Genomic DNA, 13,285 nt, shown 5'->3' with positions numbered 1-13,285 from the left:
AACCAATGAATAAATTTATGCAGAAGTTCGGCGATAATGTTGCAATTCTGTTCGCAACAAGGCAATTTCTGCTCGTAATTCATCAATATCTGTTTGCAAGTCAACTGAACCGGAACTGGGTTTTCCACTAGGTGTAGTAGTTTGACCAGTATTAGCAGCTTCTGCTGCCCGATTTGCTCGCTCTAGGACTTCTTCTGTAAACTGGCGTAGTTCCTCTCTAGCTTCCGCATCAAATTTGCCCAGTTCACTCAAAGCATCGGTCAAGGCGACCTCTAAACGCTCATTAATTACTTCAGCTACAGCTCTACCTACGAAAAAGGCTTGCACAAGGGGGTTACTCATAAATTTTTGTTACGCTCGTCCGCAAAAGAATTATAACTTGCCCGTATGCATTGCGGCTTCTGCTTTAGTGATAGGCTTTTGCCAAAGTGATAATCTAACAAGGAATGCAGCATTACTAACTCTAGGTGCGCTAAGCCCTGTGATAGATAATTACTGCGCTTGGAGCAAGTTTTGTCAAACTAACCGTCGCCAAGAATAACAGTTTCAGATTATGGTTTAAACAATGGTCGCATTTAAACAAACTCTGTCTAGTAGTTCTTGATATAATTCTTCAGGTTCACTGGGCAGATGTGTAGTAATTTGTAGAGCTTGCTCTTTCAATTTGAAACTTTGGGTAATATTAATCCGGCTGAGAAAGTCTAGGTCATGGGAAATTACCCACAGCGCACCTTGAAACTTATTAATACCTTCAACCATTTGCTCAACGGTTTCAATATCTAAGTTATTAGTCGATTCATCAAGAATCAGCAGGTCAATTTCTGAGATGCTGACCATAGCGATGCCTGCGGCGGGCTACGCCTACGCTAATCTTGCTAACTCACCCCCACTTCACACAGATGCACTATTGTGAACCTCATCATATTTAAACAAAAAGTGTCCCAATTGTTGACGTAAAAGTTGATAGCTGAGACTGGGATTAGCAGCTTGCATATTTTCCAAAATTGTGTATTGGCAATTCACTAGTTTATAGGTTTGATCAAGATATACAGCTTTCATGGCTAGTGCAAGCAACACATCACCGGATTTCAAAATTGCTGTTTGCTTCTCCATTCCCAGAATTGCTTTTGCTAAAGTCGATTTACCTGAACCATTCGCGCCGACAATTGCAATGCGATCGCCAGAAGATACAGCAGATTGCGGGTAATTGTAGTACATTAAAATCAGTGCATCAATACTAAAAATGAAAGCTTAGTCCATTGATTTTCGAGAAAAAATAGTCCAAGCCTATGAACAAGGAAGCACCTCAATCAGACAAGTAGCCTATCGATTTGATGTGAGCAAAGCTTTTATACAAAAACTACTCAAACAGAAGAAAATTAAAGGTCATCTGGAGCCAGGCAAGCAGGGTGGGAGTATGAAGAGTGAGTTAGATAAGTATAAAACTCAACTGGTCGAAATGGTGGAAAAATATCCAGATGCAACCTTGAATGAATACTGCCAGTATTGGGGGGAAACTTATAATCAATGGGTAAGTACAAATAGTATGTGCCGTGCGTTACAAAGACTGCAACTAACTCGAAAAAAAAACATTATGTAGTAGCCAAGGTGCAAGCGACCGAGTTCAAAAACTCAGGAACGATTATTGGCAGCAAGTCAAACACATAGAACCTGAAAATCTGGTGTTTTTGGATGAGATGGGGGTGTTGTTAGGGTTTACACGCTCTCATGCTAGAAGCCCATTAGGACAACGGGTATATGACAAAAAACCCTTTTACCGTGGGTCAAAAGTAACGGTTATTGGTGCAATCAGCCTCCAAAAAGTCTTGGCGGTAATGACATTAAATGGGTCGATGGCTGGCAATGCTTTTGAGGTGTTCATCGAAAAGTGTTTACTTCCCCAGTTGTGGCCAGGCGCAGTTGTTGTGATGGATAATCTTCCTGCTCATAAACTAGCTTCTATTGAAGCTTTGATTCAATCCATTGGTGCAAGAGTTCAATATCTTTCACCATATTCACCCGATTTTAACCCTATTGAAAATTGGTGGTCGCAACTCAAGGCTTTTTTACGCTCCTTTTCTCCCAACACTACAAAAATGGTCGATCAATTAATTGCTACTGCACTTAATTTAGTCAATCCCAAACATCTAAAAAACTGGTTTATTCACTGCTGTTACTGTACTTCATAAACCTGCAATCTGCTGTATATGCAGTTGAATGTTCTCAAGTAACAAATTTTCTGATACCCAAAGATTTGCACCCTGAATATCAATCAGATTCCTGCGCTTTTGCCCTTTTTCTCCTATCTCGATACTTGTCGTCTTCGTTGTTTTTACTTTCGTAACTGTGACCTTTTGAGTAGCCTTTGCTACTGCTGCCTCATGTTTCTTTTTCGCAGTTCCGGCTGACGCTTCTGCTTTGGTTTTAATCAATCCTGCGGCTGTTCTGTCAATACTGCCATTGAGAAATATTACTACCCGGAATTAAAAATTAAAAAAGCTGATGAAGTAAGCGTCAATAGACCTATCCATGTTCTACAAAAATCTTCGATGGATGCTAAATTATCATGTAAGCCGCTTCTCATAGCACAGGCTGAGTGGATCGTCAGTATAGGGAGCAAACGGGGGAATGCGGTAAAAGCCAAGTCGCTCGTAAAGCCCAATTGCTTCTCGTTGGTAAACTCCAGTTTCTAAGCGCAGCAACGTGATGTTGTGAGCATGAGCATAGTCTGCCAAATGATTGAGCATCAACTTCGCGAACCCTAATCCACGGAATTGTGGACGCACATACATCCGCTTGATCTCACCATATTCATGGCCTACCAATTTAATGCCGCCACAACACGCTGGCGTCTTGTTTGTATACAGCAGGAAAAATGCTACATCCTCGGCAAGCAACTTGTCGATACTGAACCCGTGACGACTTTCAGGAGGATAAAGGGGTTCCAGAAGGGCTTCCAACTCTGTAATCAAGCTGATGGCATCGAACGTATCTGGGCGTTCCCTTGTAATAATGGCTGACATTGGATGCGCGTAATCTTTTAACAAGTTTTGGAGCTAATTTATCGGAGTGCGATGCGATAAGCGAAGCTTAAGCCTTCTCCTATGGAGACGCTAGCGCGAACGGCTATCGCTTATGGTAGGCAGATAGCTATGGCTGGCTCGGCTGTTCCTTTCTTACTATAAGCGGCTCAGTCTGGAAAAATGAAGTTTAAATAGTTGCTTTTGACTCGCTCAAGTCCTTGCTTTTCTTCATCAGTCAGAGTTAGTAAATTCTCTGTCCATTCTGGAAATAAGTTGTTGTCTGTAGCAACTTGCAAACCGAATTTTTCTTCTAATTCGTAAAGACTAATCTCTCTGGCTGCGATTATTTGAACCATAATCTAAAATCCCGAATGATGTTGCCACGCTAATTTTGCTGCACCCACTATCCCAGCAAAATTACCTAACTCCGCTGGCAAGATTTGTAAACCTGCGCGTGATGTCGGCATGACTCGCTTTTCAATTTCTGCCTTCACCGCTGGTAAGAAAAACTCAAAGCTGCCACTGATACCACCACCAATCACGATCGCTTCTGGGGTCAGCACATAAAGCAAACTCGTCAAACCAATACCCAAATGCTCACCATAGTTATGCCAAAAAGTCAAGGCTTCAGTATCTCCCGCTTGGGCAAGTGCGCCTAATTCAGCGGGTTCCTTGAGAGTACGACGGCGAATTGCAGTAACTGAGGCATACTGTTCCAAAGAGCCATGATTGCCACTATTACATATTGGGCCTTCATGGTTAAAGGTAATTAAACCCAATTCTCCAGCTGCTCCTTGATGTCCAACAAATAATTTGCCATCAAGGATAATTGCACCACCAACCCCAGTCCCTAAAGTCAGCAGAATCAGATTTTGAAAGGAACGACCTGCACCTAACCAAGCTTCTCCCAACCCGGCGCAGTTAGCATCATTACCGATGACAGTAGGCTTGCCAGTTTTGGCTTCTAACCAATCTGCCAAAGGCACATCAAGCCATCCTGGTAAATTAATGGCGATTTTCGCAACCCGTCCTATGGCATCAGCAGGGCCTGGAGTTCCAACACCAATGGCCACAGCTTGATCATTTGGATCTATTTGGGCGATCGCATCTACCATTACTGCTAGCACCGCCTCTGGTGTAGCTGGTTGGGGAGTTGCTACACTCAAAGACTGCAAGCAAGTACCATCTTGATAGAATCGCCCCAGCTTAATCGCTGTTCCCCCGACATCAATACCAATTACTTGGGAATTCACCAATATTAAATCCTCACACCAAGCCACAAAAGTGCATTTTTAAGCTTTAAAAAATATTTTAGTAAAGCTTTGTACAAGTCATATATTGAATTCGCCAGAATTTTACACAGGAGCATTTCTTAGCAATGGATAGCTTGCTCAACGGGGGAAACTCTTTGTACCCTACGGGGAAGCAAGCTACGCCTTGGTCTCCTTTAGGAGAAGTTTAGAGCGGAAGCTTCCTCACTTCTAACTTCTCTTTGCAGCATCCTGCTTTGCCTTTGCGCGAAAAAATTCTTGATTTTCCGTCTTATTATTGGGTGCGAGTCGAAAATTAGCAACAGTCGTGTTACGAAAACTTGATTGCTCTTGCCAAGCTGTAATTGGCGCACCACGTAAAATACCAGCAAGCGCCACGGAAAGTATAAATCCGCCAGTAGCGGCAGCAATTAACGTCAGGTTATCTTTCACTCAAATCTCTCTATTGTCATTTGTTATTTTTCATTAGTCATTGGTTTTTTTGTTATTAACCACTAACTACTGACTATTTTCGAATACTATTTTCTCGCCGTAATCGGGGATTGACAAATTCGTTTAACCCCTCACCCAGTAATGATAACCCTACAACCATTAATGTCATCGCTAAACCAGGGAAAAGCGTAGTCCACCAAATGCCCGTGGGTAGCGCTTCTAGAGCCTGTCTTAAATCGTGTCCCCATTCTGGCACTTCTTCTGGAAGTCCTAACCCTAAAAAACCTAAACCGCCCAACACTAGAATTGCATCGGCGGCGTTAAGGGTAAATAGTACAGGTACGCTTTGAATAACGTTGAAAAATAGATATCGAGAAAGCACAATCCAAGTAGAAGCGCCCATTGCTTGAGCCGCTTCGATGAATACTTCAGTTTTGACACTAATAGTGTGGTTGCGGACAACGCGGTAGTATTGGGGGATGTAAGCAATGCTGATAGCGATCGCAGCATTTAATATTCCACGTCCTACCACAAACGCCAGTGTCACAGACAACAGCAGCCCTGGTAAGGTGTAGATGCTATCCATAATAAATAGCAAAACCTTATCTAACTTACCGCCGAGATAGCCACTCACCATGCCCAAAGGCACACCAATAAACATACTCAGCGCTGTTGCTAAAACCACTACTAGCAAAGCAGCTTGAGCGCCGAACACTGTGCGCGAAAACACGTCATAACCCAGTCGGCTAGTACCAAACCAATGTTTAGCTGAAGGTGAGTTTTGAATTGGGTTAGATAAGAAATCTTCAGGGTTTTGGAGCCATCCTAAAGCCTGAAATACAGGAGCAAAGAATGCAATGAAGATGAAAAATAGGGTCATGGCTAACCCTATAAGCATAAGTTGCTGCGAAAGATTTAAATTTTGGGAAAAACGTAAAAATGTTGGCAGTTGCCGTTTTGTGATGGTCATGTGCGATCGCCTGCATTAAGCAAGATACGCTGACCATTTTACATATCAGAGTAGGGATTGGGGACTGGACATGATAAAAGTCTGACTGGTTCCTAGCGATGACAGAGGTACACTAGGGAGAAAGTTCAGGTTAATAGAGAAATTATGAACGCTTACAAAAAATACATCACTATTACAGATCCAAAGCAAGTGATATTATCTGATCTGCCTTTTCAAGCAGGACAGCGGGTAGAAATAATTATCTTGGCTGAAGATAACCAAAAAGCAGAAATCAGTAAAAAATTGAAAGATTTATTTGACAAAACACAGTCACTACCAGAAGTACAAGAGATTACAGAAGCAGAAATAGCAACAGAAATTGAAGCTTACCGACGTGGCGAATGAAAGTTGTTATTGACACAAATGTTTTAGTTTCTGCTGTCCTTAAGGGTAGAGTAACAAGAGCAGTTATTCAGTTTATTGTTGATCATCCCGATTGGGAATGGATAGCTTCTGAAGCAATTGTTATGGAATATAAGGCTGTGTTAAGTCGCAGTAAGTTTAAATTGACAGATCAAGTTAAAACGGAATGGTTTGAAATTATTGATACATTGATAACGCTAATTGATGTTAATTTGGAAATTGACTTTCCTAGAGACAGACAAGATGCTAAGTTTTTAGCCTGTGCTATGGCTTCAGAGGCAGATTTTTTGATTACGGGTGATTCTGATTTTAATCAGGCACAAAGTTTAGTGAATACCACAATTATTTCTGTGTCTCTATTTAACAGGTTAGTTTGTGATCTAGGGGAGTAAGTAATTGGGCTAGAGTCAAAATTGATTTTCTAGCATCCACTCCCTACTCCCCAACGCAACGGATCTTCCCCAATCGTTAGAGATTACTTTCAATCAATTGGCGATATTCACTCTTTTGCTTCACGCCTTTAACTTCCTTCACCAGTTCCTTATTCTTGAAAAGTTGAATTGTCGGTGTTCCTGTGACATTAGCATTCTCAGCAATATCTCGGTCTTTATCGATGTCGATTTCCACAAAGTGAATTTTGCCGTCAAATTCATCGACTACCTTATTTAATATTGGCTTGAGGGTATGGCAAGGGCCGCAACCAGGAGAGACGTATTTAACAAGGAGCGGGCGATCGCTTTCGTGGAATAATTTCCGTAAAGCATAACCTCCCTCATGGCGAGTTGCATTCAAATTAAACCCAGCTTCTTCCTCGGCTTCAGTTTTCTTTGCGGCTTGCTGATGTTCTAATTCATTATCTGCTGTCTCTGGTTTTTGATGGAATTCTTGAATCAAACCCGTGGAGGACAACCAACGTTCTGCTAACATCGCTGACATACAGCCAGTACCAGCAGCTGTAATGGCTTGGCGAAACTCATGATCTTGCACGTCGCCAGCGGCGAAAACACCCTCTACACTCGTTTCTACAGTACCGTTTTTGGTGACAACGTAACCTACTTCATCGAGTTCTAGTTGCCCTTTAAATAAAGAGGTGTTAGGAGTGTGACCAACGGCGTAGAATAAACCCTTGACGTGCAGTTGGCTTTCTTCACCAGTTTTAGTATTGCGGACTTTCACGCCTTCCATATGACCGTTACCGTAAATATCCACGGCTTCTGTGTTCCAATGCACCTGGATTTTGGGGTTGCTTAAAACTCGGTCTTGCATAGCTTTAGAAGCCCGCATTTTATCGGTGCGTACTAGCATATTTACCTTAGAACCGTACTTGGTGAGGTAAATTGACTCTTCCGCTGCTGAGTCGCCAGCACCAATCACAGCTAATTCTGCACCGTGAAAAATTGGTGTAGCACCATCGCAAATCGCACAAGCGGAAATACCGCGACTCCAAAATTCATGTTCGTTGGGTAAGCCCAAACGCTTTGCTGTTGCACCTGTGGCAATGATAATACTGTTGGTTTTTACTTCTCTCTCTTCTGAGCGCACGGTAAAAGGGCGCTGGCTCAAGTCAACTGAGATCACATCCTCAGTATATAACTCAGCCCCCCAACGCTCTGCTTGAGCCTTCATCTTGTCCATAAGTTCCGGCCCGGTAATACCTTGGGGAAACCCAGGAAAGTTTTCTACTTCCGTCGTTGTCATAAGTTGTCCACCAGGTAACCCCCCGGCTTGGAAACCTTCAAATACAACGGGTTTCAAGTTAGCACGTCCGGCATAGATGGCAGCTGTATACCCTGCTGGCCCAGAACCAATAATTACTAAGTTTTCTACTGTAGGGTTAGTCATGACAACTACACGAACTCATAACGACTACGCTTAGTATAGCATAGCAAAATGTGATCTGCTATGTCAGATAGTAAGCGATGTCTGCGACGGGCTACGCCTACGCAAAACGCCTACAACACTATGCGCTCAAAACTTTTAAAACATCCTCTTAACTGCTAAGACTCTTCTTGCAGATATTTTCTGATAATTTCAGTATCTAGTTCTAGCAGTTCTGCTATTTCTTGAATACTCATACTTTTCTGAGTAAGTTTTGGGACTAATTTCAATTTTGTTTCTAGTTCTGTTTCCGGCTTTGTCTTTGCTAAGATACTCTCGTACAACCGAGTATTTTTGAATGCATCTAAATCAAGCATGGCTTCAATTTCCTCTAAAGCAAGATTGGGAAACTTATAAAATACAATGGCTTGGATAAATGCTATCACTTTCTTTTGAAGATTTTCATCGGTGAAGTTTTCTCTTGCCTGAGTGATTAGCTGTTGGGCTAAGGAAGTAGCTTTTGTAGGTGTTTCTATAAATAGTTTAGCAATTCATATCGCTAAGAAATCCTCAGCCCTAGTAGAAAGTTAATTCAGATAAATGTAGCGTATATGCTGTTCCATTAAAACCCAAAAGTGCGGGTGAGGTGGGGTTTCATGAATGCGTTTATCGTATATAACAATTGCATAAGTAGAAGGGCTAAATTAAACCTAACTTTAAATTGCCGGGTTTCAACTGCGCTCAACCCTCTTCTAGTCAGGCTAACGAGCATTGAGCGAAGTCGAAATGCGTCTTCTAAATAATTGTACCCACTTACTTACCAGTCTGAGTTTGCTGGTTTATATTGACGGAAGTAAACAAAAATCTACCCAAAAAGTCGCTCGTAAAATTCTTCATCTTTATAGGTTTACAATTCTACAAAGTATAAGGGTTCATTTTCAAATCCCTTAATAGGAGAAAATCAACCGTCAAAATGAAATGATTGTTGTTTGATTTCAGGTGCAATAAATGTGTAGATGTTGGGATTAGTATCAGGTTGATCAATTATTTCAAAAAATATCTGTGGTAGTTCCTTAATAAGTTCATAAAAAATCACATCTGTTTTCATTGATGCTATTAATGGCAAACTCTATAGCCGTTTTTTTTTGGACACAACATATTGTAGCTCTGATAAGTTAAGGTACGTATGATAGATATAGAAGCATTATTTGGTGTATTATATCCCTCACCATTACAGACTTAGAGCAACTACAAACTGAGTATCCTGAATGGCAGATGGAACTGGTAGAGGGAAAAATTATAGTTTCAAGCCCATCAGATTACGAGGCGGCTGAGATTGGCTCTCGCTTGGTAGCATTTTTGAATATCTGGGTAATGTCGCGTAAGCTAGGACGAGTGACTGGCTTTAGTGCAGGTTTCATCCTACCTAATATAGAAGAGGACGACCCTGAAAAAAGAAATTTGCGATCGCCTGATGTGTCTTTTATAAAAGCTGATCGGCTTAAGAAAACTAAGCGCGACTTTGTGGAATTAGTTCCAGAACTGATGGTTGAGATTAAATCTAAAAGCGACAGGATTAAACCGCTAGAAGAGAAAATTCAGCTATTCTTGCAACTTGGTTCTGTAGTCGGCATACTGATTGACCCTGACAAATTGACAGTAACGGTTTACCGACTAAACCAAGCTCCAGTGATGTTGCAGAATGGAAACACGCTTACACTACCGGATTTGCTACCAAGTTGGGAACTGGCAGTATCAGAACTGTGGCCACCTGAGTTTGAATAAGGCACTCTCACAATCGAAATTGAAAATTTAGCCCTTAGGAAATAGCAGGGGCTTATTTATGTTTGTATTTATTGAGACGTAAGGATTCTGGATTGTGTAATCGGAATCTCAGCAAACTTTTTTTCCCAAGGTGATAGGAAACTGATCGCAAGTGGGTAAGTTACATCTAGAACAGAGAAACAACTTCTACCCCTGGGAAAACACGTATGAAAACCGAATTAAAAGCTAAGTTCCTCCAACACATCCTCGGCAAAAAGAAAGAAAACGAAGGTTTTACACTTATTGAACTATTAGTTGTAATTATCATCATTGGTATTTTGTCTGCCATCGCTCTACCTTCTTTCCTTAACCAAGCTAACAAAGCCAAACAAGTTGAAGCAAAAACAACTGTTGGTGCAATGAACAGAGCGCAGCAAGCTTACTATCTGGAAAATAATAGTTTTGCTGGAAAGGATGATTTCGGTAAGTTAGGACTAGGGGTCAAAACACAAACTGAAAATTATACATATGGCATTAGGGATGCTAGCACAACTATGGTGACCAATTATGCACAACTTAAAGTCGACAAAAGTCCCCTCAAAGTCTATCTTGGTGGCGTAGGGGTATCAACTGTTAAAGCTACAAGTGAAGCAACGACTGTAGCTTTATTATGTGAATCAGACCTGCCTGGAAATAATGCAGATGCCAAAAAAGCTGATGAATCATTTGATGCTACTAATATCCCAGCAGATGGTACTGCCACAAAATGTCACAATGGATATACTTCTTTGGCTAAGTAAATAGTTTATGCACTCTTCAAGTAACTACTCAACACCTTAATCAAATCCTTAAGCTGATTTAGGTATTGTACATCAGTGGATAGAGAAATCTATCCACTTTAATTTATTTAGATAATCGTCAAATACTCCCTGAACTTCATAATATTACCCATCTTATTACTTCGCTTAATAGATGGATATTATTAACTTATATACGGAGTATTTTCTTTTTGTAGCCAGTGGCTTTAGCCCTTAAAATCTCAACCTTAGTGCCTCACAAATTCCTATAAACCTTAAAGCCCATTCATATTTATCTATACCCACTTACTTAATTACTGATGATTAGTAATATCATGAGTTTTCAGCCAGAAGGTTATCAAAAGTTAATTGCAGGTGAATATGCTCAAGCAGTATCTCTATATGAACAAGCAATTGCTGATGAACCTGAAGTAATTTCCCATTACTGGTATCTAGGACTAAGCCTACTATTACAAGGGAAAGAAGCAGAAGCACAAATGACTTGGATGCTAGCAATAGCAGAAGTTGAAGAAGAAAAAATCCAATTTCACACAACAGAATTAATTAAAATTCTACAAATAGAGGCAGAACGACAAGAGCATATCGAAGAATTTTCTATATCCTGGCTAATCCATCAGCACATCAGAGAAATTAATCCTTCTGATATCAACAACCTATTAAATACTATTCAATTGTCCATCCAATTAAATAATTTTGATGGCGCACATTTAAATGATTTGGGTATTATCCAATTATTAAACTCCAAAGAAATTGCAAATTTAAATTTAGATTTATTAAATCAAGTTTTACAACAAGTTCTTGACACTCAGCCTTTACATCTATCATATCTAGACTTAGTAGAAGCTTGTTTACCTTACTTTGCAAATCCACATCAAGGCTTCTGCATACTTTTACCTGCGGCAATTAAAATTGGTCATACATTCAAGCAGCCTAAACTAGCAGCGCAAATTTTAGAATTGTATTTGCGCTTAGACCCAGAAGAACTAGAAACTTTACGACATTTAGCTATTTTTTATCAAGATTCTCAAAACTATACACTGGGAATCGAAAAGGCTAAATTGTGTTATTCTCTCTCACAAAAATTAGCTGATAAAATATTTGCCCTTCATTTAGTTCTACGTGGATTAATGTCTGCTGGCGGATATTGGGAAGAAATATGCTCAATCAGCCAAGAGTTAGAATGTGTGCTACAAGAATTTATCAAAGCGCAGCCACTTGTAGTAGATGAAGTTAGGACTCTACGTTTACTTACGCCATCCTTTGCATTACCACATATTAAAGACAGTCCAGCAGATTTTAGAAAAATTCATAATCAAGTAGCGCAAATATTCCAGAATAATATTCAAGCTATAGCTCATGAGGAGACAGAGCGTTACTCGCGGCGGATTATAAATAATCAAAGTTCAGGAATTTCCACCAAACCCTTAAAAATTGGATATATATCTTATGCCTTAAGAAGGCATTCTGTAGGCTGGCTAGCTCGCTGGCTAATACAGCATCATAATCGAGATAAATTTGAAATTTATAACTATTCAGTTAGCTATAAACTAGTAGATGATTTTTTGCAAGAATGGTATGTAAATCAATCATCTAAGGCTCGAAAATTAGGAATTAATGCTTTTGAAATTGCTGAACAAATATATGAAGATGAAATCGATATTTTAGTAGACCTAGATAGTATAACCCTAGATATTAGCAGTGAAGTGATGGCACTCAAGCCAGCACCAATTCAAGTTACTTGGCTCGGTTGGGATGCTTCAGGTATACCTGCAATTGATTACTTTATTGCTGATCCTTATGTATTACCAAATTCAGCACAAGATTATTATACAGAGAAAATTTGGCGATTACCCCATACTTATATAGCCGTTGATGGTTTTGAAGTGGATGTACCTACACTACGTCGAGATAAGTTAAATATTCCTAGTGATGCTGTAATCTATCTCAGCGCTCAACGTGGATATAAACGTCACCCTGAAACGACAAGATGGCAAATGAAAATAATCAAAGAAGTCCCAAATAGCTACTTCTTGATTAAAGGTGACGCTGAAGAAGAAGCGATTAAACAGTTTTTCTACAAAATAGCTGAAGAAGAGGGTGTGGAGTGTTCCAGGCTGCGATTTTTGCCTCAAGATCCCTCTGAAGCTATCCACAGAGCGAATTTAACAATTGCTGATGTTGTATTAGATACATATCCCTATAATGGAGCTACTACAACCCTAGAAACCCTTTGGATGGGTATCCCGTTAGTAACCAGAGTTGGACAGCAATTTGCAGCTCGTAATAGTTACACCATGATGATGAATGCGGGTATTACAGAAGGTATTGCTTGGACTGATGAAGAATATATAGAGTGGGGTGTGCGCTTAGGGAAAGATGAAGCTTTACGCCAGCAGGTGGTTTTGAAGCTGAAAGCATCTCGACAAACAGCACCCCTGTGGAATGGTAAGCAGTTTACCCATGATATGGAAAAGGCTTACGAACAGATGTGGCAAAAGTATATTGAGGGAAAATAAGCTCGTAGTGAGCGGCTCCAGCGCTCAAAATAACCTCTTACAGCAATTTCCAGGTAAACGAGCCACAGATTATCCTAACTTTAAGGAAACCTATAAGTAAGTGGGTACTAATATCTCCAGCTATGTTAAAAAATTTTAATGTAGGTGCGGCACAGCGCAACGCACCGTCAACAATACAAGGTGTGTTATGCCGTAGGCTAACGCACCCTACTGGCGTGGCACAGCTAAAATGATGCAATAAATAATTGCGGAAAACCCTATTTATAATGCG

The 13,285-nt window shown here is 40.4% G+C and carries 18 protein-coding genes and 1 pseudogene; 7 read left to right on the top strand and 12 right to left on the bottom strand.

Features of this window, described 5'->3' with window-relative positions; all coding sequences use genetic code 11:
- Positions 1–15 precede the first annotated feature (15 nt).
- The 3 genes from WKK05_RS00525 to WKK05_RS00515 all read right to left on the bottom strand — a co-directional run bounded on the left by WKK05_RS00525 (position 16) and on the right by WKK05_RS00515 (position 1,218).
- Entirely contained in the window at positions 16–342 is a 327-nt protein-coding gene (locus WKK05_RS00525; RefSeq protein ID WP_341527878.1) for a DUF6825 family protein, read from the bottom strand.
- Between the two features lie 216 nt (positions 343–558).
- Positions 559–837 (bottom strand): hypothetical protein, encoded by a 279-nt coding sequence (locus WKK05_RS00520; RefSeq protein ID WP_341527877.1) that lies wholly within the window; start codon positions 835–837, stop codon positions 559–561.
- A 54-nt stretch (positions 838–891) separates the two neighbouring features.
- Positions 892–1,218 carry an ATP-binding cassette domain-containing protein gene (locus WKK05_RS00515; protein WP_341527876.1) on the bottom strand — a complete coding sequence of 109 codons (327 nt, stop codon included), beginning with the start codon at positions 1,216–1,218 and terminating at the stop codon, positions 892–894.
- A 40-nt stretch (positions 1,219–1,258) separates the two neighbouring features.
- Here WKK05_RS00515 and WKK05_RS00510 point away from each other — a divergent pair, with 40 nt between their 5' ends.
- Both WKK05_RS00510 and WKK05_RS00505 read left to right on the top strand, forming a co-directional pair.
- Positions 1,259–1,600 (top strand): IS630 transposase-related protein, encoded by a 342-nt coding sequence (locus WKK05_RS00510; RefSeq protein WP_341530981.1) that lies wholly within the window; start codon positions 1,259–1,261, stop codon positions 1,598–1,600.
- A gap of 28 nt (positions 1,601–1,628) precedes the next feature.
- Positions 1,629–2,189 (top strand): annotated as a pseudogene (locus WKK05_RS00505) (IS630 family transposase); the annotation flags it as partial.
- On the opposite strand, the gene WKK05_RS00500 reads toward WKK05_RS00505, so the two are convergent.
- From WKK05_RS00500 to WKK05_RS00475, 6 genes are all read right to left on the bottom strand, one after another.
- Complete coding sequence (locus WKK05_RS00500) at positions 2,184–2,432, bottom strand: hypothetical protein (protein ID WP_341527875.1); 249 nt, start codon at positions 2,430–2,432, stop codon at positions 2,184–2,186. The pseudogene WKK05_RS00505 and the gene WKK05_RS00500 sit on opposite strands and share 6 nt — an antisense overlap.
- A gap of 132 nt (positions 2,433–2,564) precedes the next feature.
- The gene (locus WKK05_RS00495) at positions 2,565–3,023 is read right to left on the bottom strand and encodes a GNAT family N-acetyltransferase (protein WP_341527874.1); all 459 of its coding nucleotides are present in this window, start codon (positions 3,021–3,023) and stop codon (positions 2,565–2,567) included.
- 167 nt (positions 3,024–3,190) lie between these two features.
- Positions 3,191–3,379: a hypothetical protein gene (locus WKK05_RS00490; RefSeq protein WP_341527873.1), complete on the bottom strand. Its 189-nt coding sequence runs from the start codon at positions 3,377–3,379 to the stop codon at positions 3,191–3,193.
- Positions 3,380–3,382: 3 nt separating this feature from the next.
- Positions 3,383–4,279 (bottom strand): ROK family protein, encoded by an 897-nt coding sequence (locus WKK05_RS00485; protein ID WP_341527872.1) that lies wholly within the window; start codon positions 4,277–4,279, stop codon positions 3,383–3,385.
- A gap of 225 nt (positions 4,280–4,504) precedes the next feature.
- Positions 4,505–4,726, bottom strand: a complete 222-nt coding sequence (locus WKK05_RS00480; protein ID WP_341527871.1) for a hypothetical protein — start codon at positions 4,724–4,726, stop codon at positions 4,505–4,507.
- A 73-nt stretch (positions 4,727–4,799) separates the two neighbouring features.
- Positions 4,800–5,696 (bottom strand): ABC transporter permease, encoded by an 897-nt coding sequence (locus WKK05_RS00475; protein WP_341527870.1) that lies wholly within the window; start codon positions 5,694–5,696, stop codon positions 4,800–4,802.
- A 144-nt stretch (positions 5,697–5,840) separates the two neighbouring features.
- Between WKK05_RS00475 and WKK05_RS00470 the strand changes: the two genes are divergently transcribed.
- Positions 5,841–6,080, top strand: coding sequence for a hypothetical protein (locus WKK05_RS00470; RefSeq protein ID WP_341527869.1), 240 nt, complete (start codon positions 5,841–5,843; stop codon positions 6,078–6,080).
- Complete coding sequence (locus WKK05_RS00465) at positions 6,077–6,490, top strand: putative toxin-antitoxin system toxin component, PIN family (RefSeq protein ID WP_341527868.1); 414 nt, start codon at positions 6,077–6,079, stop codon at positions 6,488–6,490. Before WKK05_RS00470 ends, WKK05_RS00465 begins: the two co-directional genes overlap by 4 nt.
- 76 nt (positions 6,491–6,566) lie before the next feature.
- Here WKK05_RS00465 and trxB read toward each other — a convergent pair whose 3' ends face one another.
- The 3 genes from trxB to WKK05_RS00450 form a co-directional block, all read right to left on the bottom strand.
- The gene (trxB, locus tag WKK05_RS00460) at positions 6,567–7,940 is read right to left on the bottom strand and encodes a thioredoxin-disulfide reductase (RefSeq protein WP_341527867.1); all 1,374 of its coding nucleotides are present in this window, start codon (positions 7,938–7,940) and stop codon (positions 6,567–6,569) included.
- Positions 7,941–8,095: 155 nt separating this feature from the next.
- A complete protein-coding gene (locus WKK05_RS00455; RefSeq protein WP_341530980.1) occupies positions 8,096–8,467 on the bottom strand; it encodes a DUF2887 domain-containing protein in 372 nt (123 codons plus the stop codon).
- Positions 8,468–8,877: 410 nt separating this feature from the next.
- On the bottom strand, positions 8,878–9,042 hold the full coding sequence (locus WKK05_RS00450; protein ID WP_341527866.1) for a DUF2887 domain-containing protein: 165 nt from the start codon (positions 9,040–9,042) through the stop codon (positions 8,878–8,880).
- Positions 9,043–9,134: 92 nt separating this feature from the next.
- On the opposite strand from WKK05_RS00450, the gene WKK05_RS00445 reads away from it, so the two are divergent.
- From WKK05_RS00445 to WKK05_RS00435, 3 genes are all read left to right on the top strand, one after another.
- Positions 9,135–9,701: a Uma2 family endonuclease gene (locus WKK05_RS00445; RefSeq protein WP_341530979.1), complete on the top strand. Its 567-nt coding sequence runs from the start codon at positions 9,135–9,137 to the stop codon at positions 9,699–9,701.
- A 206-nt stretch (positions 9,702–9,907) separates the two neighbouring features.
- Positions 9,908–10,480, top strand: a complete 573-nt coding sequence (locus WKK05_RS00440) for a type IV pilin-like G/H family protein (RefSeq protein ID WP_341527865.1) — start codon at positions 9,908–9,910, stop codon at positions 10,478–10,480.
- Between the two features lie 317 nt (positions 10,481–10,797).
- Positions 10,798–13,014 (top strand): O-linked N-acetylglucosamine transferase, SPINDLY family protein, encoded by a 2,217-nt coding sequence (locus WKK05_RS00435; protein ID WP_341527864.1) that lies wholly within the window; start codon positions 10,798–10,800, stop codon positions 13,012–13,014.
- The last annotated feature ends 271 nt before the right edge of the window (positions 13,015–13,285 follow it).

Origin of the sequence: Nostoc sp. UHCC 0302, from assembly GCF_038096175.1 — a bacterium.
GTDB lineage: Bacteria > Cyanobacteriota > Cyanobacteriia > Cyanobacteriales > Nostocaceae > UHCC-0302.
Note: the sequence above shows the minus strand (reverse complement) of the source record. Positions and strands in the feature narration are given on the sequence as shown.